This window comes from Larkinella soli, assembly GCF_003703975.1.
In the GTDB taxonomy this organism is placed as follows: Bacteria; Bacteroidota; Bacteroidia; order Cytophagales; family Spirosomataceae; genus Larkinella; species Larkinella soli.
In genome coordinates this window covers 48,572-71,044 of sequence record NZ_QTJY01000019.1, presented here as the reverse complement: position 1 = coordinate 71,044, position 22,473 = coordinate 48,572, and the positions used below count along the sequence as shown (strand labels likewise).

Sequence of the window (22,473 nt, the reverse complement as noted above, 5' to 3'; positions counted from 1 at the left end):
AACTCACCACTTCACCCCGACGGTCAGGAAGAAGCTGCGGCCGTCGGAGGGGAGGATGCCGGGGCCGGGGTAGCCGGTGGCCCGGCGGGTAAAATAATAGGCGTTGGTCAGGTTGTTGACGCTGCCTTCGATCTTCAGCCACTTGTGCTGCCAGGACACCGACGCATCCATGATGTGGTAGGCCGGGATGCGCCCGACCACCGCCGAGAAACCACCGTCAACGGCGTTCGTGGCGTCCGAATACTGGTCCGACAGGTAGGTGAACTGGAAGGAAGCCTTGAAATTGCGGTAGCCCCCGCGCATCCCGGTTTTCAGGTTCACCGCCGGGACGAACTCCACCTGGTTGCCCTTCACGCCCGGAATCTGACTTTTGACGTAGTCGGAACGGATCAAAGCCACGTTGCCGAATACCGACCACCCCCAGTCGCCGGGGGTCGGCTGCAACAGCCGCAGCAGTTCCACCTCGCCGTATGACTCCACCCCCATGATGAGCGCCTGACCGATGTTGCCGCGTTTGCGCAGCACCCGGTCGCTTTCGTCGTAGAACTGCACCTCGCCGATCCGGTTGTTGTAGTTCAGCAGAAACAGGCTCAGGTCGTAGTTCAGCACGCCGTTCTTCTCACCCCGGATGCCGGCGTCGGCCGAAAAACCGCGTTCGTCCTTCATGTTGGGATCGATGACCGCCGAGGGGTTGGAAATCCGCATGTCGTTGAACGTGATCGAACGGTAGTTCTGCGAAATGTTGGCGTAGGCTTCCAGCTGGGCCGACGGTTTGTAACTCAGCCCGATACCGGCGATCAGGAAACCGCGCGGGCTGGTCCGGACCTCCTTCGTGCGGGAAACGGTGATGATGTTGCCCGCCAGGTCGCGGACGATGTTGCCGTAAAAACCGTCGGCCGTGGTCCGGATGTATTCGTAGCGGACGCCGGGCGTCACCGACACCTTGTCGCTCAGAAAAAGCACGTTTTCGGCAAACAGCGACACGTTCCGGTTCGGGAAGCGGTAATCGTAGGTGATGAGCTGGTCGGGTTCGACGAAAGTGAAATCCGCGCCCTTGCCGCGCGGGCCTTCGCCCTGGCGGCTGTGGTTGAAACCGTGGTAATACCGGGTTCCCACCAGAAAGACGCCGTCCTTACGGCCGAGTTTATAGCGGTTCAGAAACCGCGCTTCGAGGCCCCAGTTCCGGAAATCGCCGACAATCAGGTCACGTTCGATGTTTTCGTTATCCACTGTGGCGACCCGGTTGGGCCGGAAGCCGAGCGAACTCCGTGACGCCAGCAGCCCGAAGGCGCTCACGTTCACCTCCGACCGGCGGTTCAGCTTCCAGTCGTAATGCAGGTTGAACAGGTTCCAGTCGACCTTGAACCAGTTCCGCTCCCGGTTCGACTGGCGCGGGTTTTCGCGGAACATGACGTCGGACAGACCGCCCGGCTGCCGGGCCAGGTAGTCCATGTGCGTCACTTCCAGCCCGATCAGCGCCTTGTCGGTCAGCTGGTAATGAATGTCGCCGTAAATCGTCTTGTTGTCGAAGTGGGAGTTGGGCCGCCAGCCGTCTCCGCGCTTGTACTGGAAAAAAGCGTAATAACTCAGTTTTTTAGCCGTTCCGCTGACGCTGTTGAACGAGTTGAAAAAGCCGAACGAGCCGACCGTCTGCCGCGAAACCACCTCCAGCGTGCGGTCGGTGACGGGCTGCCGCATCTCGAAATTGAGCAGACCGCCGAACTGAGTGCCGTATTGCAGCGAGGCCGCCCCCCGCACGATCTTGATTCGCTTCAGGGCTTCGACCGGCGGAGTATAATAGCTTTCGGGATAACCCAGAGCGTCGGCGCTGATGTCATAGCCGTTCTGGCGGACGTTGAAGTTGGAGGTTCGGTTGGGGTCGAGGCCGCGGCCGCCGATGCTCAGTTGCAGCCCCCCGCCGTCGTTTTCCCAGATGTTCAGGCCGGCCACGCGGGCGTATACCTGCCGGGCGTTATTGGTGGCGAGGTTGGCGACCAGATTTTCGGGCAGGATCACTTCGGACTTCTTGGCGGCAAAAATGGCCGTTCCCTCCACTTCGCGCAGGCGCGTCATGCCGAAGCTGCCCTGCTGGGCCGTCACCACCACCTCGTTCAGCGTCTTGTCGGTACTTTCCAGCAGAAATTCCGTCACCGGCGTTTCCGGTCCGACCGTCACCTCGGTTCTGAGCGGGCGGTGGTTCAGCAGAAACAACTGAAGCTGGTAGGTGCCGGGTTTGAGATTCGGGATGGCAAAGTGACCGGTGCTGTCGGTAAAATAGATATTCCGTGAACCCTTCAGGTAAATGCTGCAACCGTCAACCGGCCGCTGATCGGTTTTTTCCAGCACCCGGCCGCGCAGCGTGTGCTGGGCCAGGCCGATGCCGGTAATGAACAGAGACAGAAAAAGAAAACTATAGACCTTTAATTTCATCTTCAAACGGTAATATCCACTTTTTGGGCGCAAACGAGTCGGTTTCCTGCGCAAGGTTGACCGCCGGGTCGAGGTAGGTCCGGCCGAGCCGCCCGTTCAGGCTGACGTAGGTTTCGGCGTAGACTTTCGGGTTCCGGAAACCCCGGCGGGCATAAAAATCCCGAAGATAATGCGCAAACTGGAGAATCATGTCCGGCTGGGTCGACATCATCTTCTCCTGAAGCACCGTCAGGTGGTCGGTATTGTTGACCGTCTGCCGCCGGCCGGTGTCGTCGACGACCCGGAACTGCACGTACCCCATCTTCTCCATCAGCATGACCCGCCACGAAAACCGGTAGCCTTCTTCACTCCAGAATAGCTCGTTGGGATACAGCAGGTAACGGAACGGTATCAGCGACTGAATCAGAAAGAAAACCGCCAGCCCGGACAGCAGCAGCCGCCGGACCAGCGGGGTATAAACCCGTTTTCCGGCCCGCCCGAAGACCTCCGACGGCAGCCGCAGCAGGTGGCCCAGTCGATTCAGCAGATTTTTGTGAAAAGCCGGCGGAAAAAAGATCAGGGCCGCCACGATCATGATGTACGGAAACATCCCGATCGGGAACAGAATGGCCGTCAGCACATGAAATACCACGACGGCCGCATAGGCAAAGGGTCGCGTCAGCCGGTTCAGCAGCAGAAATGGGATCGTCAGGTCGTAAAGGGCGCCAAACCAGCTGAAGACCAGGGCAGTTTCCGGGTAATTGAACAGCGGCCCGATCACCGGCATATCGTTTCTGGCGGGCAGCCAGATGCGCAGCGGCATGCCTTCCAGCAGCCAGTCGGTGTTCAGTTTGGCAAGTCCGGCGTAGACGTAGACGATGCCCATCAGCAGCCGCAGGCTGTCGACCGTCCAGCGCGGCACCTCCCGAAAGGACCTTTGCGGGTTTCGCCGGGCATCCACCGAGAAAAAGCCGTCGGCGGGCAGGAAGATCAGCAGAAACGTAACGAGGCTGACGAAGTAATAATGGTTCAGATACGTGCTCTTGTCCATCAGCTCGATGTAGGTGAAGCTGAGGAACAGGAGCACGGCGGCCGCCCGATACAGCCATCCCAGCGCCAGCAGCAGGGCGCTCAGCCCGCACACGGCGAACAGCAGGTAGGTGTAGTTTCCGAGCGGCCGGACGGCTTCGAAACCGTAATAGGGGAAGAAAAATGTAGGGCGGATGTACAGTTCTTCGATCCAGCCTTTCGACCAGAACCGGACGATGCTCGCCAGCAGCATCAGGCCGAAGGCTATCCGGAATACGGCCAACGGAGCCGCCGACGTGTATGTCCGAAAATAGCCCCGCATCGGTTAGTCACCATCGTTGTCGGTGTAGGTAATCGTGATACCCATGGCCGAAGTCATGTCCACCTTCAGCATCCGGACCAGCTTCTGCATTTCGTCGTAAACCTTCACCACGGCCGGCGTATTGGTTTTAACCTCATCGTACAGGTTCGGTTTCAGGTCCGCCAGCTGTTTGTTGGCTACGTCGAACTGGGCGTTGACGATGTCGACGAGGGAGGTGTTGGTGCGGCTGTCTTTAGCGCCGAGGGCGTTGAGGTACGTCTTGAAACCCGGTCCTTCCTTCCCGTCTTTCGCCGATTTGCCGTTGAAGAAGTCGATGGCGGCCTGATGGGCGGTTTTCGCCAGCGTCAGGCTCAGGTCTTTTTTGTACAGGGATTCCACTTTTTCGGGAGCCGCCGTGCCGCCGGCCATCGCCCCGGCCGGAATGCCGATCTTACCCGAGCGGATATAACGCTCATAATGAAGCACGTAGCCGTTGACCAGCTTGGAAAGCGAGCTGCCCGCGTCGGTGCCGGTGGCGTTCACGAAGGTGTCGCGGTAGCCGCCGGTCCATTCGCCGTAGACTTTCGAGAAGACCGAGCCCATCTGGCCGGTGATCTTTTTCAGGTAGGCGATGCGTTTGGCCGCATCGGGGGCCGTGGTGTATTTGGAAAGGATCGCGTCGTCGGTATCACCGAGTCCGTTGATGAGGTAATCGAGCGCCGGAAAGCCCTGTTTCGGGTAGGAAGCCGGAACGTCGAGGTTAACCGTGCCGATCTGGACGGCTTCCTCGATGCCGGCGGTATTGGCCGGGTAGATGTTGAAGAAGAACCGCAGCGTATGACCCTCGGCCGGCCCCACGTCGAACAGCTCCACTTTCTGCCATTCGGTATAGGCGTCGGCCCAGGCCTGCCGAAAATCGGTCAGGGTGGCTTTATCGGGTTTGGCGGCAAAGGCGTCGGACTTCGCCGTCATGGCGTCGAACTTCGTTTTGAAATTGGCGTAAGCCGGCAGAATGATATTGTCGGCGATGTGGGTCAGCATCACCTTCCGGTCGTTGGCGGCCGGGTTGGTCGGCGAAGGGCCGTCGCCGGGGTCGTTGTCATTGCCGGAGCAGGCCAGCAGAAGTCCGACCAGGGCAGTCATCAGTACGGGGGCTTTCCAGCGGAAAAGTCTCATAATGGAAAAAGTGTCCGGACGAGCAGGGAAGCGTCGTCCGGAACACCTTGAGTTAGAGTTTATGTCGTACAGAACCCCGGAAAGCGGGGCGGTCCGGTTAATTGGCAATGTTAAATTTCGAGCGGATGGCCGTGGAGGCCGCGTCGATTTTGGCGTTGGTCAGACCCCAGAAACCGTTCGGGGCGCTGTAGATCAGGGCGTTCAGAATACCGTCCGAGAAGGCGGCATCGGCGCCGGCCACTTTGGCAAACCGCAGCGAGTAGATGAATCCGAGACCTTCTCCGATGGCGTGGGCGCGGGCTGCATCGTTCGTACCGTTGGTTTTCCACTTGCCGAGGTAGCCGAGGGCAGCGCCGGCCAGGGCTTTTTCCATGGCCGGGCGGAGAATGGCCGCCTGGGCCTTGAGCGTCGTCATGTCGTTGTTCACGATGGCCGCGCGGCCTTTCAGCAGGGCCGGATGAATCTTCGGAAAATCTTCCTTATTGTATTCCCAGATGTACGATCCGATGAAGCTTTCGCCCGACGAAGTGGCCGTGGCCTTGCCGCCGTACACGGGGTTGGCCGTCAGCAGGCCGAAGATTTCGTCCCAATTGTGTTCGAGGGCGGTGTAGTTTTTGCCCGAAACGAGCGTCGTGTTGTCCAGGGCCAGATTCTTGTCGCTCAGGAGCGTATTGCTGATGTAGTCGACCTGTAGCCCGCCGATCATGGATTTCTGGATCACCTGTGCCCACTCGATGCCTTTTTCATCGACGAGGTAGGTACCCAGCTTGCCGGCTTTGCCTTCAGAGGCCGTGGCGGTAACGGATTTGCTGGCGGCCGCCATCGCGTCGAAGCCGGCTTCCATCGTTTTACGCTCCTTCTCCGGGTCCGCGGCCGAGAGGGCGTAGACCGAACGGAGCTGAACCCCGGAGGTGTTCAGGGCCGCGTCCGTAAACGGGCTGCCGGTGTTGGCGAACATATTCTTCAGAACGGCCGCATCCACCGGCGTTCCCCCGCTGACCGAGGAGGAATTGTAGGTGTTCATGGCGCGGAACATCAGCAGCCGGGTGCTACCCGGAGCCAGATCAACGGTTTTGACGCCCTTGTCGTCCAGGAAGAAGTTGGCGTAGGAAGAAGTATCTTTCAGTGTGGCATAGTCGATCGATTTCCGGAGCTGGGGAGCGGCAGGGGCCGGATCATCGTCGTCCTTACAGGCAGTCAGACCGGCGGTGAGCAAAACGACTGCAAGCAGACGGGAAGGTAGAAAAACGTTAGACATCGTGGAGTACGAATATAGAGATTAAATGACGGCTGCAAATCTAAGCACTATTTAGACTAATTATAATAATGTAATTGAGAATATTTTTAAATAAGGTCTTAAGTGTTTGATAATTAAAATAATAGTGAAGATGAAAGGGCCAGTCCTGCCGGCTCTTTTACCGCTTAAACTTTCTAATAGGTTGTTTGGGGAAGCGTTTTTGCCTTTCAGATCGGCTTCTCTTGCCGAGGTACAAGCGTCGCCCGACCACCCCCCGGCCCCCTCCTTGCTAAGGAGGGGGAGTGCTCCGCCAGTTTCCAATGCTTGCGAAGCCACCCCCTCCTTAGCAAGGAGGGGGATGGGGGGTGGTCAATGGGATGACAAACCGGGCGGAAGAGCCGAAACCGCTCTTCAAACAACCTTCTCAGAAGCTAACAGGGTCAGTTTATTTCTCCGCCGACCACGCACAGCTGGTTATACTGTTCGACCAGGTCGCCGAAACGGTTCCAGTCGCGCCGGGTGGCGGCCGGAAACTGCTGAACGAACTTCGGGCAGTCGCCGAAGAGGGCTTCGTGTTCCTCGTCGAAGGTGCCTTTTTTCACGATGCGGGCGTCGGTGCCGTTTTTAACGACCACAAAACTCAGGTCTTTCGGGTTGGTGCCGATGGTAAGGTTGCCGAAGGTAAACTCCGAATTCTTTTTCCATCCGCCGGCGTCGAAATACAGGACGATCTTGCCGGGGTGGCTCAGGCGTTCGAGCAGGGCGGTTTTGCCGTCCCGGCGCGGATTCGGCACCCGCTCGAACACGATCATCTCGCGCTCGCGGGGGATCGAGCCGGTCGCATAGGCAAACTTCGGAATCTGCTGGGCGATCAGGCGGAGGTTCTCGCCTTTCAGGTTGATCTTTTTATCGTCGGCCGTGCGGACCACCACACTCGCCGGAGCGTCGTTGACCATGGAACCCACCCGGACCTTGCCACGGATGGTGTCGTTCTGGGCGGTGACCACGTACCCGTCGGTCCAGGAAGTGATCGCACCCAGGGGAAGATACTGAGCGAAGCCTACGGTGGTGCTGCCCAGAAAAGCAATCAGAAACTTGATTTTCATGTTTGTATTTGTTGTCGGTTTAACGGCCGCAAAAATAAGGCTAAACGGCCGCCGACCAGGAAATTTCTTCGTAAACGGTCAGTCGGCCGGCTTCCGCACCTACCGGCCTGATTACCATTTTCGCGTTCAATTCTTTACTTTCAGGGTATCTACCTCTTAACCGGTAAAGCTATGATTCCCAAACGCCTGACCCGTCTTCTCCTTCCCGTCGTCTGCCTGGTGTTCCTGACCGTCGGCGGAGGCTTCCTGCTCGAGGCCGACCCGAAAACGCTGGAGATCGGGGCTACTGCCCCGGATTTCTCCCTGCCCGGTATCGACGGCAAAACCTACAGCCTGAAAAGCTTCGCCGACAAGCCGGTGCTGGCCGTCATTTTCAGCTGCAACCACTGCCCGACCGCCCAGGCCTACGAAGACCGCATCATTCAGCTCGTGAAAGACTATGGCCCGAAGAAGGTAGGTTTCGTGGTCATCTCGCCCAACAGCTCGAAATCCCTCAGCCTGGCCGAACTGGGCTACACCGACCTGGGCGACAGCTTCGACGACATGAAAATCCGGGCCAAAGCGAAAGGCTATAATTTCCCGTACCTCTACGACGGCGACGATCAGGCGGTTTCGCTCAAATACGGCCCCGTGGCCACCCCGCACGCGTTTATTTTCGACAAGGACCGCAAATTGCAGTACGCCGGACGGCTCGACGCGAAGGAGAAACCGGGTGCGGCCAACGCCGAGGACGTCCGGGCCGCGCTGGATGCCTTGCTGGCCGGACGGAAGGTGGCCGTTTCGACTACCAAAACCTTCGGCTGCTCGGTCAAATGGGCCTGGAAGGACGAATACAAGAAGAAACAGCTGGCCGAATGGGCGCAGCGGCCCGTCACCATCGAGGACATCGACGTAGCCGGACTCAGGAAGCTGATCAAAAACGACTCCGACAAGCTCCGGCTCATCAACGTCTGGGCCACCTGGTGCGGTCCCTGCGTGCAGGAGTTTCCGGAGTTCATCACCATCGACCGGATGTACCGCGACCGGGATTTCGAACTGATCACCGTCTCGGCCGACAAGCCGGACAAAAAAGCTAAAGCCCTCGAATTCCTGAAAAAGAAAGAGGCTTCCAACAAAAATTACCTGTTCAGTTCCGAAGACAAATACGCCCTTATCGAAGCCGTCGACCCCAACTGGCCCGGCGCCCTGCCCTACACGATTCTGGTCGAGCCGGGCGGAAAGATCGTCTACAGCAAACAGGGCACCATCGACGTGCTGGAAATGAAGCGCCGGATCGTCGAAAACCGCCTGATCGGACGATATTACTGAGTTACGGTTTCAACGCCCGGATCAGGCCGTAATCCATCTGCGTCGGCCAGGCTTCGTCGGTAGGCTCCAGCCCGGCCTGCCGCAGCCAGCCCCGGTATTCCCGTCGGCTGTAGGCCCGGCCTTTGGTATTCCAGAACAGCTGGGCCGAATAGTCGGTGACGGCCAGCGGGCCACTCAGGTCGTCGTTCAGGAAGGCGTCGTGGACCCAGAGTTCACCGCCCGGCCGAACGGCTTCGGCAAACCGGCGGGCCAGCTCTTCGCAGGTTTCGGTAGGCCAGTCGTGAAACAGGCTCGCGGCCAGCAGTAGGTCGGTCTCAGGCAGCGCGTCGGTGAGCATATCGCCCGGCTGGAACGTAACGCGGTTTTTCACCCCGGCGGCTCCGGGGCGGCCGCCGGCGGCAAACTCGTCGAGCAGTTCGGCCGCCACCGCCAGCACGGCCGGCCGGTCGAACACGGTGGCCGTGGCGTTCGGGTTGCGCAGCAGCCACTCGTAGGTGAAAAAGCCGGTGCCTCCGGCCACGTCCAGCAGGTGACCATCGCGCTGCGTCATGCGTTCGGCCACGAGGGGCGACAGGGTGCGGGCGCGGCCGGCCAGCCCGAGCGTCAGGAGCCGGGCGGTGGCAGGGTCGTCCATCGGCGAGGGGCCTTCGCCCTCCTTCACGAAGGAAATACCTTCAGAGACGTCGAGCGGGCCGTCGTTGCGGAGCCGGTCGGCCATTTCCAGCACGCCGGGATCGTTCTTTTCCAGCCCGACGTAGCCGGTCAGGTTGGGCGTCTGCGCCCGGGTGACATACCGCCCCAGTTCCGTCAGCCGAAGGCGGCCGCCGGCATTGGTTTCGAGCAGTTCCATGGCGCAGAGGGCCGGGAACAGCACCATCGCCGGGCGTTCTTTCAGGCCCAGCCGGCGGGCGGCTTCGTCGAGGGGCAGCGGTTCTTCGCTCAGCAGTTCGAATACGTTCAGGTGGTGAACGGCGGCAATGAACAGCCGGGAGCCGAACATGGCCCGCAGGTGCCGGGTGATCGGGGCCAGGTCGGGGTGAAAGGGGGACTGCATCCGGGATATGAGTTTTTGAAAAGTCCCAAAGATAGCCGTCCGGCCCGCAATCGCCCGGTCGGGGCGAAGAATTTGAGCGGAAAACCGAGTTAAATGTTGATGCGCTCGTAGACGGGTTTCCCTTCCTCGGCGTCGGTGCCGAACAGTTCCAGATACAGCACTTTAGGAAGCAGGCCGGAATTGGGGTCCACTTTCACGAACACCCGCTGGAGGCAGGCCGTGCGGCCGCCGATGGAAGTAAGAGCCACGGGTTTCCCCTGACGGACCGCCACCCGGATCGCCTGTTTTTTAAAGGCGTTCAGCCGGATGTCCAGCTCGTCGGCGGCTTTGCCTTGGCGCTGGTGCCGGTAGCCGTAGGCCAGCTTCCACTGCATCATGGAAAGCGGCTCCCGCTGGCTGCGTTCGGCATAACGTATCCAATAGACGTTGAGGGGTTCCTCCGGGTTCAGCTGCCGGTTGCCCTGCAGGTTGGCCTCGTAAATCACCGTGTTGGCGTTGTTGCTGCGCTGGATGTAAAAAAGGCGGTTGGCCGAAGGCGCCGGGGTGGGAAACGGGTCTTCGGCCAGCACCGTGGACAAGGGGGCCAGCAGGCCGATCAGAAGCAGGAGAGCAGGGATGCATTTCATGGCAAAAAATTCATTAGTTGTTGGTTTACGCATCTGAGACAGGCGAAATGCGGTCTACCCCTATCGACCTTCATAAAATGTGCCGACCATCGCACCGGCGGCGACAATTTTTCCTCTACTTTCGCACAACTTGTCCGGCTCCGGCGTTTTACGAAGGATAGAAAACCATATTATTCGATTGAAGTCAACGTTCATCCGCTTCGGAATTATTCTGGCCGTTCTGGTCGTCGTCAATCTGCTCTCGTCGTTTCTGTTCTTCCGGGTCGACCTGACGGAAGAAAAGCGGTATACGCTTTCGGACGCCACCGCGAACCTGTTGTCGAACCTCGACGACGACGTCCACGTGAACGTTTATCTGTCGGGCGATCTGCCGCCGGCCTTCAAGCGGCTGGAAATCAGCATCCGCGAGACGCTCGACGAGTTCCAGGACCAGGCCGCCAACGACTTCACCTACCGCTTCATCGACCCCACAGGAAATCCGAACGAGAAGGAACGGGCCGCCCTTCAGACGAAACTGCTCGACCAGGGGCTGACCCCGACCAACCTGAATTATTCCGGCGAGGGCGGGGGCCGCACCGAGAAACTGATCTTTCCGTGGGCGGTGCTTTCCTACAAAGGCCGGGATCTGCCGGTATTGCTCCTGAAAGGCAACCGCTCGGCCTCCCGCGAAGAGCAACTGAATCAATCGATCGAAAACGTCGAATTCGAGCTGGCGTCGGCCATCCGGCGGCTGACGGTTCAGAAGAAAAAGGTGCTGGGCGTTACCGTGACGTACACCCAGGTGCAGCCGATCCGCCTGTCAGACCTGCTGGCAACCTTACAGCAATACTATGACATCAAGCTGATCGACCTCCCGGCGTCGCGGGACCTCGTCGGCCTGGACGGCCTGCTGGTGGCGAAGCCCGACCGCCCCTTTTCGGAGGATGACAAATACAAGATCGACCAGTTTGTGGTCAACGGCGGTAAGGCGCTGTTTTTCGTCGATGGACTGAAGATCGACAGCGTGGGGCAGGAGGGGACCTACGCCCAGCCGCTCGACCTGAATCTGGCCGACCTGTTTTTCCGCTGGGGCGTCCGGCTGAACGAAAACATCGTCAAGGACCTGAGTTCGGCCTTCATTCCGCTGAACGTCGGCAATCTGGGCGACAAGCCCAACATCCAGCTGATGCCGTGGCGGTTTTTCCCGCTCATCAACAACTTCGGCCGCAACCCCATCGTCCGGAATCTGGATGCGGTCTACACCCGCTTCACCAGCACCCTCGACACCGTGCAGGCCCCCGGTATCGTGAAGACCCCGCTGCTGATGACTTCCCAGTATACCAAACTACTCAAAGCCCCGGCGCTGGTCACCTACAACGAAGCCCGGCAGCAACCCGACCCCCGCACCTACGACGGCGGGGTGCAGCTGGTGGCCTGCCTGCTGGAAGGCCGGTTCCAGTCGCTGTATACGAACCGCATCCTCCCCGGCGACCCGCGGGCGGCCGGGTTCAAGACACAGAACCTGCCCGGCCGGGTGGTGATCTGCTCCGACGGCGACGTGCTGGTCAACGATGTCAATTACCGCACTAATACGCCCTATCCGCTCGGCTACGACCGGTTTTCCCGGACGACCTTCGGCAACCGGGATTTCGTAGTCAATGCGGTAGATGATCTCCTGGACGACAACGGGATCATCTCCGCCCGTGCCCGTCAGGTGACGCTTCGGCCGCTCGATAAAATCCGGATGAAGGAGGAGCGGACCCGGTGGCAGCTGCTGAACCTGCTCGGCCCCCTCGCCCTGGTCGCCGTGGTCGGAATCGTGTGGCAGATCATGCGCAGAAGACGCTTCGCAAGTCGCTAAAAAAGGGGCCGTTGCCGGTTGCCGACTATCGACAATTTTTCCTACTTTTGTTTTTATTGGACATTACGGCCCCAAATCAAATTGCATATGAAATTCATCGTTTCCTCCTCCGTACTACTCAAGCAACTTTCGGCCATCAACGGTGTGGTGGCAACGAATCCGATCGTGCCGATTCTGGAGAATTTTCTCTTCAAAGTCGACAGCGACCGCGAGGGCGGTCCCATCCTGACGGCCACGGCTTCGGACCTGCAGACGACCATGATCACCAACATCGCCGTGGAGTCGTCGGAGAGCGGATCGATTGCAATACCGGCCAGACTGCTGCTGGACACGCTGCGCGGTTTGCCCGAACAACCCATTACGTTCCATGTCGACACGGAAACCTTCGGAACCCAGATCCTGACCGACAACGGACGCTATAAACTTTCCGGCGAAAACCCGATCGACTTCCCGAAAATCCCGTCGGTCAACCGCAGCCTGGCCGTCGAGCTGTCGTCGGACTCCCTGCTGAGCGCCATCAACAACACGGTGTTCGCCACCAGCACGGATGACCTGCGCCCGGCCATGACGGGGGTGTATCTGCAACTGACCTCCGCCAATGCCACGTTCGTCGCCACGGACGGCCACCGGCTGATCCGCTACCGCCGGCTGGACATCAACTCGCCGAGCGATTCGACGATGATCGTCCCGCGCAAGGCCCTGACGCTGCTGAAGGCGTCGCTGCCCGAAGGCGTTCCGGTGAAAGCCGAGTTCAGCCAGTCCAATGCCTCCTTCACGTTCGGCAACACCCAGATGATCTGCCGCTTGATCGACGAGCGTTTCCCGGATTACGAGAACGCCATCCCGGTCAACAACCCCAACGTGATGACCATCGGCCGGACGGACATCCTGAATTCGCTGAAGCGGATTATGATCTACGCCAACCGCACGACGCACCAGATCCGGCTGTCGCTCGAATCCAACTCGCTGACCATCTCGGCCGAAGACCTGGACTACAGCAACGAAGCCAAGGAAAAGCTGCTCTGCGACTACGACGGCGACAACATGGAGATCGGTTTCAACGCCAAGTTCCTGACCGAAATGCTCGGCAACCTGAGCTGCAAAATGCTCTCCTTCGAGCTGTCGGCTCCGAACCGCGCCGGCCTGATCATCCCCGCCGACAAGGAAGAAAATGAAGAGATTTTGATGCTGGTCATGCCGGTTATGCTGAATACCTACGCCTGAATTCCGGGGGTGTTACCCGTTAAATCATTAAAAGCCCGGAAGTCACTTTCGGGCTTGTCTTTTTTTTACCTCTTCGTATATTTGAATTTGTTGCTTAGTCTGACTACTCAACAAAGATTCCTTTCAACTGTCTTTTTTTAAGCTTGTAGCAAACCGGCCGGCGGCCGGGCACGGATGGATGCGTTTACGGTCGGCTTCGGGTAAAATCGGGGCCGGTGCGGTCATTTTTAACTTACCGACCCAATTCTGACATGAAAGTTTCCCCTGCTGAACCCTTTCGGCTGGTTTATTCCCTGCTGGAACACGAGTTTCTGGGCTATTTATTCGAAGCGTTCGTCGTGCAGCTAAATGCCCGCGGTGAGCTGACGCTGCTCAACCAGACGCTGTCGGTCAAAAATGCCGGTGAGTTTTCCGAAGGGCTGGATGAGGCCGATTTCGACCTGGTCCGGATCATTGACGAAATTCAGCAGGATGTCATTCTGAAAAAATTCAATCCGAAAAAATTACCGGCGGTCGATTTCTTCCTGAAAGTATACGATACCCAGAAGGGCGACAAGGACCTGCAGGACCGCATCTGCGAATACCTCGAAGTCCGGCGGGCCCAGATCCTGGAGCGGCTGACCGACAAGAAGCTGCATATCATGGGCAATGACGGCAACCCGGCCTGGATGCCGGTCGAGAGCATGCCCGAAAAAGCGCGCGTCTACTTCAATTTCGTCCGGACCGAAGCCGCCACCGAATACTTCCCGATTATCAAGTACCAGGGCGAGCGCGTCGAATTTCAGTTCAAGGATGCCCTGCTGATCTGCGACGATCCGGCCTGGATGATGGTCGGCAACCGGCTGTATCATTTCGACCGGAACGTCGACGGCAAGAAACTCCGGCCGTTTCTGAATAAACGAAATATCGTCATCCCGAAAAATATTGAGGATCAGTACTATCACCGGTTCGTAGCTCCCCTGATCGCTTCCTACGACGTGTATGCCAAAGGGTTTGAAATCCGCAGCGAGACGCTGACGCCCACGCCGGTGCTGACGGTGTCGGAGCAGGCGGTTCCTCACCGGGTTTCGACGCCCCTGTTCGATCAGGATACCCGGAACGGCACCCCCCTCCGGCCGTCGGCCGCCCGGAGCAATCTCACCCGGCTGAATTCGGCGGCCGACCAGGCCGTGGTCGAGGAAGCCGAACCCGTGGCCGTCGACGACTCGCAGGTGGTGTTCGATCTGCTGTTCCAGTACGGTGGGTTCACCTTCCGCTACGACGGTTTTACGGATTCTTCCAACGTCAGCATCGAGAAAAAGGGCGACGATTATATTTTCCACAAAATCCGGCGCGACATCCGCAAGGAACGCACGACGCTGTTCTGGCTGCGGGAAAACGGACTGGAACTGCGGGAAAACGGTCACGCCCGGTTTCTGAAAAGCTCGGCCTTCGAATGGCTCCAGCAGAACCATAACCTGCTGGTCGAAGCCGGGTTCCAGATTCGCCAGAACGCCGACGACGCCAAGCGGTATTTTCTCGGCTACTCGTCCATCGTGGTCTCGATCAACGAAACCCGCGACTGGTTCGACATCTACGCCAAGGTGCAGTTCGGCGAATTCGAGATACCCTTTATTCGCCTTCGTTCGCTGATTCTGAACAAAAAGCGGGAATTCGCCCTGCCCAACGGCGAAATTGCGGTCATCCCCGAAACCTGGTTTACGAAATACTCCGAGCTGTTCGCCTTCATGGAACACGAGGTCGACGGCGACCGGCTGATGCTACGGAAGCACCACATCGCACTGGTGCAGGAGTTGCAGCAGGACAGCCTGGCGTCGGCCGTGATCAGCCAGAAACTCGAAAAGCTGCGGAGTTTCGAGGAAATCGGCGCCCATCCGCTGCCGCATGGGTTCAAGGGGACGCTGCGGCCCTACCAGAAAGCCGGCTACGATTGGTTACAGTTTCTGAACCAGTACCGCTTCGGCGGCTGTCTGGCCGACGACATGGGCCTGGGCAAAACCGTCATGACGCTGGCGATGCTCCAGTCGCAGAAGGAGATTGCCGCTTCGGAAGGGGCCTCGGCCGGCCGACCGACACTGCTGGTCATGCCCACCTCGCTGCTGTACAACTGGGAACTGGAAGCCCGGCGGTTTACGCCCCACCTGCGCGTGATGTCCTATACCGGCACGTACCGCGACAAGAATACCGAACAGTTCGACAACTACGACCTGATTCTGACCTCGTACGGGATTGTCCGGATCGACATCGACCTGCTGAAGAATTACCGCTTTAACTACATCATTCTGGACGAGTCGCAGGCCATCAAAAATCCCTCGTCGCACATTACGCGGGCGGTGATGCAGCTCAACGCGGCCCACCGGCTCATCCTGACCGGCACCCCGCTGGAAAACAGCACGATGGATCTCTGGACCCAGATGACCTTCATCAATCCCGGATTGCTGGGCAGCCAGACCTTTTTCCGGAACGAATTTCAGGTGCCGATCGAGAAGAAGAACGACGAGCAGAAAACCCAGCGGCTCTACGGCATCATCAAGCCCTTCATGCTCCGGCGGCACAAATCGCAGGTGGCGCTCGATCTGCCCGAGAAGGTGGAGAGCATCCATTACAGCGACATGACGCCCGAGCAGGAGAAGCAGTATGAGGAGGCCAAATCGTATTATCGCAACCTGATTCTGGAACGCATCGAGGAAGACGGCATGGCCAAGTCGCAGATGGTGGTGTTGCAGGGCCTGACCAAGCTCCGTCAGATCGCCAACCACCCGCGCATGATCGACGAGAAATACGAAGGCAATTCCGGCAAGCTCGAAGATGTGGTGATGCGGCTCGAAGGGGCCATGGCCGACAATCACAAGATTCTGGTCTTCAGTCAGTTCATCAAGCACCTCGACGTCTTTCAGGAATACCTCCAGGAGCGCAACATCCCGTATGCCTATCTCGACGGTTCGACGCAGGACCGCCGGGGCCAGGTGAACCTGTTCCAGACCGACGACTCGATCAAGCTGTTTCTGATTTCGCTGAAAGCCGGCGGGCTGGGCCACAACCTGACTGCAGCCGACTACGTCTTCATCCTCGACCCCTGGTGGAACCCCGCCATCGAGGCTCAGGCCGTAGACCGCGCCCACCGCATCGGGCAGCAGAAAACCGTCTTTACCTACAAATTTATTTCCCGCAATACCGTCGAGGAAAAAATCCTGGCGCTCCAGCGTTCGAAGCAGAAGCTCGCCAGTGATCTGATTACCAGCGAGGAAAACTTCATGAAGTCCCTGACCAAAGAAGATATTCTGGTGCTGCTGGAGTGATCCTCACCGCAGCAGTTCGACCCAGCCTTTCAGGTCGCGGTTCAGTTCCCGGCTTCGGAGCAGGTAGTAATACAGCCCGGCCGGCTGGTTCTGGCCCGCCCAGTCGTTGGCGTAAGCGTCGGCTTTGTAGATGAGCCTTCCCCAGCGGTTGTAGATTTCCAGCCGCCAGGGAAGCAGGTCGATGTTGGGGATGAAAAAGGTATCGTTTTTCCCGTCGCCGTTGGGCGTAAAGACATTCGGAACCTGCCCCGGACAGTCGGCGAAGGCAATGCGGACGGTGTCGGTGAGGGCGCAGAAATCGGACGGCACCCGGACGGCGTAGGTTCCGGCTTCGGCTACGGTAATCCGGGCCTCGGTCGAGCCGGTATTCCAGGCATACCGCCCGATAGGGTGGCTGACCGACAGCGTCAGTTGTTCTCCCTTGCAGAGCAGGGTGTCGGGCGGCAGGCTGACCCTCGGTTCCACCCGGACCTGAATCGAATCGTAGGCGATGCACCGGCCCCGGGTGGCCGTCACCCAGTAAATGCCGGATTGCCGCACCGTATAGCGGGCCTGCGTCGAGCCGTCCTGCCATCGGTAGGTCGTTCCGGCGGTATCGGTCAGGGCGAGGGCCAGCGTCTGGGGGGCACAGAGCGTGGTGTCGGCCCCCAGCCGGACGGCGGGCGGCCCGGCGGTCACCGGCTCGACCGAGACGTCGTCGATGAGGTAATACGCCAGCCGGTTGCGGGGGGCGGTGGCGAACGAGGCCGCCTGCGTCTGGGCATCCTCGAAAAAATTGCCGACGGTCAGGTATTCATAAGCCTCGTCGGCGATGAAACAGCCGGAAACCGGCACCCATTTGAGCCTCTCCTGCAGCACCTGCGTCTGGTTGACCTGCGGCTTGTAGTTCAGCACGCTCCCGAACCGGAACGCCACTTCCCGCAGCACCAACGAGTCTTTCGAGAAATGCATGCCGAGGTTGTTCGTCGCCGTGTTGGACGTGACGCCCTCCGACGGGTTCGGGGGCGTGTAGTCGAAGAGCAGCACCCACATCTCCGCCCGGTAGGCTTTTCCTTTCACCAGCGGCTGTTTCAGCCGGACCTGGGCATATTCGCGGTAGGAGAAAGAGGAGGAGCCGGTGACGTAGGTGTACAGGCCGATGCACTGGTTGCCGTCGTGCACCGGGAGGGCGGTCGGGCTGAGGTATTGGGAGCAGGTGGTCGACAGGCCGGGATCCGACGACCAGACGTCGGAGGTGCCGCCCGTGGGCGCATACCAGTCCGTCAGGTAATTGCTGAGGTTGTCGGGGCGGCTGATGAAACTACAGGCCAGAGCCTTCTTCTGTTCGAATCCCGGGTTCGGCACCAGGTTCTGGCCGAAAACCGCTCCAGGAAGGAACAGCAGCAGAAAAAGCAGGCGAAAAACGCGCATCGACGGCACTGCCGGGAAGGTTTAGGATTCGATCGTTCTTCAATATTAGCGATTGTTTGTTAAATTTTTAGCCCTCATAAAGGCTCTTTTTCCGGTTCTTTGGCCCGGTGCCGGGAACGGTCGAAGGCAGTAAGCCGGTGACCGGTTAGCCTTTAAGGGAGCTTTCCCGGGGGCGTTACCGGATAACGGACACCGGTCATCTCTTCGCTCACCCTCCATAAGCGGTCTGCCACCTGTTGGTCCTTCGAATAGGCGTCGGCCTCCACTTTGACCGGATAACCCCGCATCTGCCGGAACCCATCCGGGCCGATAAAGTCTCCGCCCGCCACTTCAGGGCTCAGCGCAGCGTATAAAACAGGGAGCGCTCCCTGCCTGGCGGGTTGCAGAAACAGGCTTCCCAGCGGCCGGATCAACACGGGGAAATATTGATCCAGATTGGTTTTTGCAAGCCCCGGGTGGGCCGCCACCGAAAGGATGTCATATCCGGCGGCCGAGAGCCTCCGCTGTAGTTCGAAAGCGAAGATAAGACAGGCCCGTTTACTTTGCCCGTATGCCTTGCGACGGCTGTAGCCTTTCCCGGCGTGCAGATCATCGAAATCAATTTCCGCCCATTTGTAGGACAGACTGCTCAGGGTAACGATTCGGGACCCGGGCGTGCCGGTAAGCAGCGGAAGCAGCAGACCGGTAAGGGCAAAGTGGCCGATGTAATTGGTAGCCAGCTGGTTCTCAAAACCGTCTTCGGTCACCTGATAGGGTGACATCATGATCCCGGCATTGTTGATGAGCAGGTCCAGTCGGTCGTAGTGCTTCCGGACCTGTTCGGCCAGTCTTCGGACGTCCGATAACTTAGTCAGGTCGACTGTCACCGGATCGACCAGTGCGTTGGGATAACGATCGAGTATTTTACCCTTCGCTTCCTCCGCCTTTTTGCCGTTCCGGCAGGCCAGCAGCACCCGAACGTCTTTTTTCGCCAGTTCGAGGGCCGTCTCAAAGCCGATCCCGCTGTTGCCGCCTGTAATGAGGGCGACCCGGCCGGGCTGCCGGGGCAATGATTCGATGGTCCACTTACCCATTCCGTTAACGGATTGCTTCTCAACGCTGGTCGGCATTGGTGAATACGCTGCCACAGCTTGTTAACTTAAAACACTTCAAACAGCTTTATGTCCTGCGGCTTTGCCGGGGGACCGTAATCAATCCGGGCGGCTTCGAATGTTGGCTTGCCGAACGGCCGGTAGTTATTTCCAAACCCGACCGGCTCTCTCGGAACCCCAAGGAAGTTGCGGTCCAGCTCGCCATTGTCGTTGATGTCCTGATAGATGGATACGGCATATTTACCGGTCGGCACGTCAAACGAAGCCAGAGCCGTCGCATCGTTGGTGGACAAAACCACTTTCTGAAACGGATTTTTCAGCCAGCTCGACGGGTTGTTGTAAATCTCCACCACCAGTTTGCCCTTTTTCTTCTGCACATTGGAAATCCGGATCGTTAACGACGACGACTGACCGAACGAATCCGGGGTGGCCGAAGACAGGAGGAACAGGCCTGGAAGGAGGATGAACTCTATACAGCGCATAGGTTACTCGTTTTGAGTGGACGACATCTTCCGGGCAAAGGTGCGAAGCGGAGCGGATTGACGGCTAACAGAAAGCTTGCACTTATTCGGACAAATCCTGCCTGAGCCGGTTTCGATACTCGGAAGGCGTCAGGGCGGTCAATTGCCTGAACAGCCGGCCGAAGTAGGAAGGATCGGAAAAGTTGAGTTCGAAAGCCACCTGGGCAATATCGCGGGAGAAGTCCTGCAGGAGTACCTTGCTGTGATAAATAACCATCTCGTTGATGTGCTGCTTGGGCGGTTTGTTCGTAATCTGGTTCACACACCGGTTGATATAGTTTTCCGAGACGGATAGGGCATCCGCATAAAACTTTACTTCCCGGGTTCGCATAAAATGATCATACAACAGCTCTTTGAAAAGCATGGTGATCTCGGCGCTGCGACCCGGTTTGAACAGGGCCAGGGGCCAGGTTTCCGCTAATTTCAATATCACGGCTTTCAGCAACAGCACGTTGAGCTGACCGGCATCCGCAAGACGATTCTGCCGGATGATTAACTCACAGCACTGGCAGAGCCATCCCATATCCTGAGCCGAAACCGAGTGTTTGGGGTTGAATGTGAAGCGATTGAGCAGCGGCTTCCCGAAAAGTTGAGCCAGCAGGACACTGTCTATGTAAATAAAATAGCCGTCGGTGGCCGGGTGGATCGATTTGATGGCATTCAGGTGGCCTTCCCTGATGAAAAGGATATCGTTGGCCTGCAATTCGAACTGGTCATTATCGACCTGCTGCTCGCCCCCGCCCGCCCGGAACAGCAGAAAGAAGTTGTATTGTGCCCGAAACAGGGTAGTCGGGGCTTTGATGTAGGCAGGGGCAAAGGATAAGGGATAAATCTGTATCAGCTGTTGGGTGTAAACGAACGGTTCACCTGCGTTGCCCATAAACCGGGCAACAAACTGGTTGGAGCTGACGATATCGAAGTGATGGAGGCTCATCCTCAGGGATCGATCGGCGGGTCGGTTCTTAATGGTTACGGCGTAGCCCTGCAACGGCAAGTTACATACAAAGTCATTAGAAGCCGGGCCGATCGGGCGGCCATTTTCAGGGCCGGGGCGGGCCCATTTTCCCGACGGGCAAAAGTCCGTCAAAAATGTTAGCGCGGCCGGTATGGGGAAACGCCTGAATTGGAATTACTTTTGCGGACGGATTTTATGAATATGCCCACCTTCAACCCCAATACCCGCATCGGCATTCTTGGCGGAGGACAACTGGGCCTGATGTTACTACAGGCCGCCGTCGACTGGAATCTGAGCGTTCACATTCTCGACCCGGACGCCGAAGCCCCCTGCCGCCACCTGGCCGAGTCGTTCACCCAGGGCTCGCTGACGGATTACGACACGGTATACCGGTTCGGCCGGCAGGTCGATGTGCTGACGATCGAGATCGAGCGCGTCAACGTCGATGCGCTGGAAGCCCTGGCCCGGGAGGGTAAGCGGGTGTTTCCGCAGCCGGCCGTGATCCGGACCATACAGGACAAGCGCGAACAGAAGCAATTTTACCGCCGGCACCACCTGCCGACGGCCGACTTCATCCTGACCGAAAACCGGGCGGATGTGGCCCGCGTTCCGGAATCGGCCCCCGGGTTTCTGCCCGCCTTTCATAAACTGGGCCGCGACGGTTACGACGGCCGCGGGGTGCAGCGCATCGCGTCGGCCGGGGATTTCGCCAAGGCGTTCGATGCCCCCGGCGTACTGGAAAAAGCCGTCGATTTCGAGAAGGAACTGGCCGTGATCGTGGCCCGCAGCGAGCAGGGCGAAACCGCCACTTTCCCGACCGTCGAGATGGTGTTCCATCCGGAACAGAATCTGGTCGAATACCTGTTTGCGCCCGCCGACATTCCGGAGGCCGTCGACCGGCAGGCGCAGGAGATTGCCCGGAAAACCGCCGAGGCATTCGGAATCGTCGGGCTGCTGGCCGTGGAGCTGTTCCTGACGCGGGAGGGCGAGGTGCTGATCAACGAGGTGGCTCCACGCCCGCACAACAGCGGCCACCATACCATCCGGGCTAACGTCACCTCCCAGTTCGAACAGCACTGGCGGGCCATTCTGAACCTGCCGCTGGGCGATACGGCCATCCTGACCCCGGCCGCCATGATCAACCTCCTGGGCGAACCCGGTTACAACGGACCGGCACAGTACGAGGGCATGGAAACGCTGCTGGGCCTGTCGGGCGTGTTTCCTTTTCTGTACGGTAAAAAAATCACCCGGCCGTTTCGCAAAATGGGCCATATTACCGTTATTGGTTCGGATTTGAATGCGTTGCGGGCGAAAGCCGACCTCGTGAAAACAAGTATTAAAGTACGCAGTGAGCAGTAGGCCGCACCGGCCGGCGTTACGGCTGACTTTCCTCTGAAAAGTATGATTGGTATCATAATGGGCAGCAGTTCCGACCTGAAAGTGATGAAGGAAGCTGCCGAGATTCTGGCTGAACTGGGCGTACCGTACGAAATCGACGTGGTGTCGGCCCACCGGACGCCGGAAAAAATGGTCGAATACGGCAAAACGGCCCGCCAGCGGGGCCTCAAAGTAATTATCGCCGGGGCGGGCGGGGCGGCCCACCTGCCCGGCATGATAGCCTCCCTGACCACCCTGCCCGTGATCGGTGTGCCGGTTAAATCCAGTAATTCCATCGACGGCTGGGATTCGGTGCTGTCCATCCTTCAGATGCCCGCCGGGGTGCCGGTGGCGACCGTCGCCCTGAACGGCGCCCGGAATGCCGGGATTCTGGCCGCCCAGATCGTAGGCACCTTCGACGAAACCGTGGCCCGCAATCTCTACGAGTACAAGGAGGGGTTGAAGGTAAAAGTGGAGCAGATGAGCCAGGAGGTAAAATCGAATTGAACT

Annotated in this window: 17 protein-coding genes; 6 read left to right on the top strand and 11 right to left on the bottom strand. The window is 58.7% G+C overall.

The features are described 5' to 3' along the window. Window positions 1-3: 3 nt before the first annotated feature. The 5 genes from DX909_RS25215 to DX909_RS25195 form a co-directional block, all read right to left on the bottom strand. A complete protein-coding gene (locus DX909_RS25215) occupies window positions 4-2,430 on the bottom strand; it encodes a TonB-dependent receptor (protein ID WP_128548017.1) in 2,427 nt (808 codons plus the stop codon). Beyond that, entirely contained in the window at window positions 2,411-3,760 is a 1,350-nt protein-coding gene (locus tag DX909_RS25210; protein ID WP_128548016.1) for an HTTM domain-containing protein, read from the bottom strand. The genes DX909_RS25215 and DX909_RS25210 overlap by 20 nt, the downstream gene beginning before the upstream one ends. Window positions 3,761-3,763: 3 nt before the next feature. Further along, entirely contained in the window at window positions 3,764-4,915 is a 1,152-nt protein-coding gene (locus tag DX909_RS25205) for an imelysin family protein (RefSeq protein ID WP_128548015.1), read from the bottom strand. Window positions 4,916-5,012: 97 nt separating this feature from the next. Continuing rightward, complete coding sequence (locus DX909_RS25200; RefSeq protein ID WP_128548014.1) at window positions 5,013-6,173, bottom strand: DUF4856 domain-containing protein; 1,161 nt, start codon at window positions 6,171-6,173, stop codon at window positions 5,013-5,015. 419 nt (window positions 6,174-6,592) lie between these two features. Beyond that, window positions 6,593-7,258 (bottom strand): hypothetical protein, encoded by a 666-nt coding sequence (locus tag DX909_RS25195; RefSeq protein ID WP_128548013.1) that lies wholly within the window; start codon window positions 7,256-7,258, stop codon window positions 6,593-6,595. Between the two features lie 171 nt (window positions 7,259-7,429). On the opposite strand from DX909_RS25195, the gene DX909_RS25190 reads away from it, so the two are divergent. Next, window positions 7,430-8,566 (top strand): redoxin family protein, encoded by a 1,137-nt coding sequence (locus DX909_RS25190; RefSeq protein WP_128548012.1) that lies wholly within the window; start codon window positions 7,430-7,432, stop codon window positions 8,564-8,566. 1 nt (window position 8,567) lies between these two features. Here the strand turns inward: DX909_RS25190 and DX909_RS25185 are convergent, their stop codons facing one another. Together DX909_RS25185 and DX909_RS25180 are read right to left on the bottom strand one after the other, a co-directional pair. Continuing rightward, a complete protein-coding gene (locus DX909_RS25185) occupies window positions 8,568-9,620 on the bottom strand; it encodes a methyltransferase (RefSeq protein WP_128548011.1) in 1,053 nt (350 codons plus the stop codon). Window positions 9,621-9,709: 89 nt separating this feature from the next. Beyond that, window positions 9,710-10,246, bottom strand: a complete 537-nt coding sequence (locus DX909_RS25180; RefSeq protein ID WP_164851402.1) for a DUF4833 domain-containing protein — start codon at window positions 10,244-10,246, stop codon at window positions 9,710-9,712. Between the two features lie 178 nt (window positions 10,247-10,424). Between DX909_RS25180 and gldG the strand changes: the two genes are divergently transcribed. From gldG to DX909_RS25165, 3 genes are all read left to right on the top strand, one after another. Beyond that, window positions 10,425-12,086, top strand: a complete 1,662-nt coding sequence (gldG, locus tag DX909_RS25175; protein WP_128548009.1) for a gliding motility-associated ABC transporter substrate-binding protein GldG — start codon at window positions 10,425-10,427, stop codon at window positions 12,084-12,086. Window positions 12,087-12,173: 87 nt separating this feature from the next. After that, window positions 12,174-13,310: a DNA polymerase III subunit beta gene (dnaN, locus tag DX909_RS25170; protein WP_128548008.1), complete on the top strand. Its 1,137-nt coding sequence runs from the start codon at window positions 12,174-12,176 to the stop codon at window positions 13,308-13,310. Window positions 13,311-13,561: 251 nt separating this feature from the next. Further along, the gene (locus DX909_RS25165; RefSeq protein WP_128548007.1) at window positions 13,562-16,609 is read left to right on the top strand and encodes a DEAD/DEAH box helicase; all 3,048 of its coding nucleotides are present in this window, start codon (window positions 13,562-13,564) and stop codon (window positions 16,607-16,609) included. 3 nt (window positions 16,610-16,612) lie between these two features. Here the strand turns inward: DX909_RS25165 and DX909_RS25160 are convergent, their stop codons facing one another. The 4 genes from DX909_RS25160 to DX909_RS25145 form a co-directional block, all read right to left on the bottom strand. Further along, window positions 16,613-18,019: a T9SS type B sorting domain-containing protein gene (locus tag DX909_RS25160; RefSeq protein ID WP_128548006.1), complete on the bottom strand. Its 1,407-nt coding sequence runs from the start codon at window positions 18,017-18,019 to the stop codon at window positions 16,613-16,615. A 152-nt stretch (window positions 18,020-18,171) separates the two neighbouring features. Beyond that, complete coding sequence (locus tag DX909_RS25155; protein WP_229311182.1) at window positions 18,172-19,128, bottom strand: oxidoreductase; 957 nt, start codon at window positions 19,126-19,128, stop codon at window positions 18,172-18,174. A 29-nt stretch (window positions 19,129-19,157) separates the two neighbouring features. Further along, a complete protein-coding gene (locus DX909_RS25150) occupies window positions 19,158-19,592 on the bottom strand; it encodes a DUF2141 domain-containing protein (protein WP_128548005.1) in 435 nt (144 codons plus the stop codon). Window positions 19,593-19,674: 82 nt separating this feature from the next. Next, window positions 19,675-20,565: a helix-turn-helix domain-containing protein gene (locus tag DX909_RS25145; RefSeq protein ID WP_128548004.1), complete on the bottom strand. Its 891-nt coding sequence runs from the start codon at window positions 20,563-20,565 to the stop codon at window positions 19,675-19,677. 222 nt (window positions 20,566-20,787) lie between these two features. Between DX909_RS25145 and DX909_RS25140 the strand changes: the two genes are divergently transcribed. Beyond that, window positions 20,788-21,945: a 5-(carboxyamino)imidazole ribonucleotide synthase gene (locus DX909_RS25140; RefSeq protein ID WP_128548063.1), complete on the top strand. Its 1,158-nt coding sequence runs from the start codon at window positions 20,788-20,790 to the stop codon at window positions 21,943-21,945. 42 nt (window positions 21,946-21,987) lie between these two features. Next, complete coding sequence (gene purE, locus DX909_RS25135; protein WP_128548003.1) at window positions 21,988-22,470, top strand: 5-(carboxyamino)imidazole ribonucleotide mutase; 483 nt, start codon at window positions 21,988-21,990, stop codon at window positions 22,468-22,470. Window positions 22,471-22,473 lie beyond the last annotated feature (3 nt).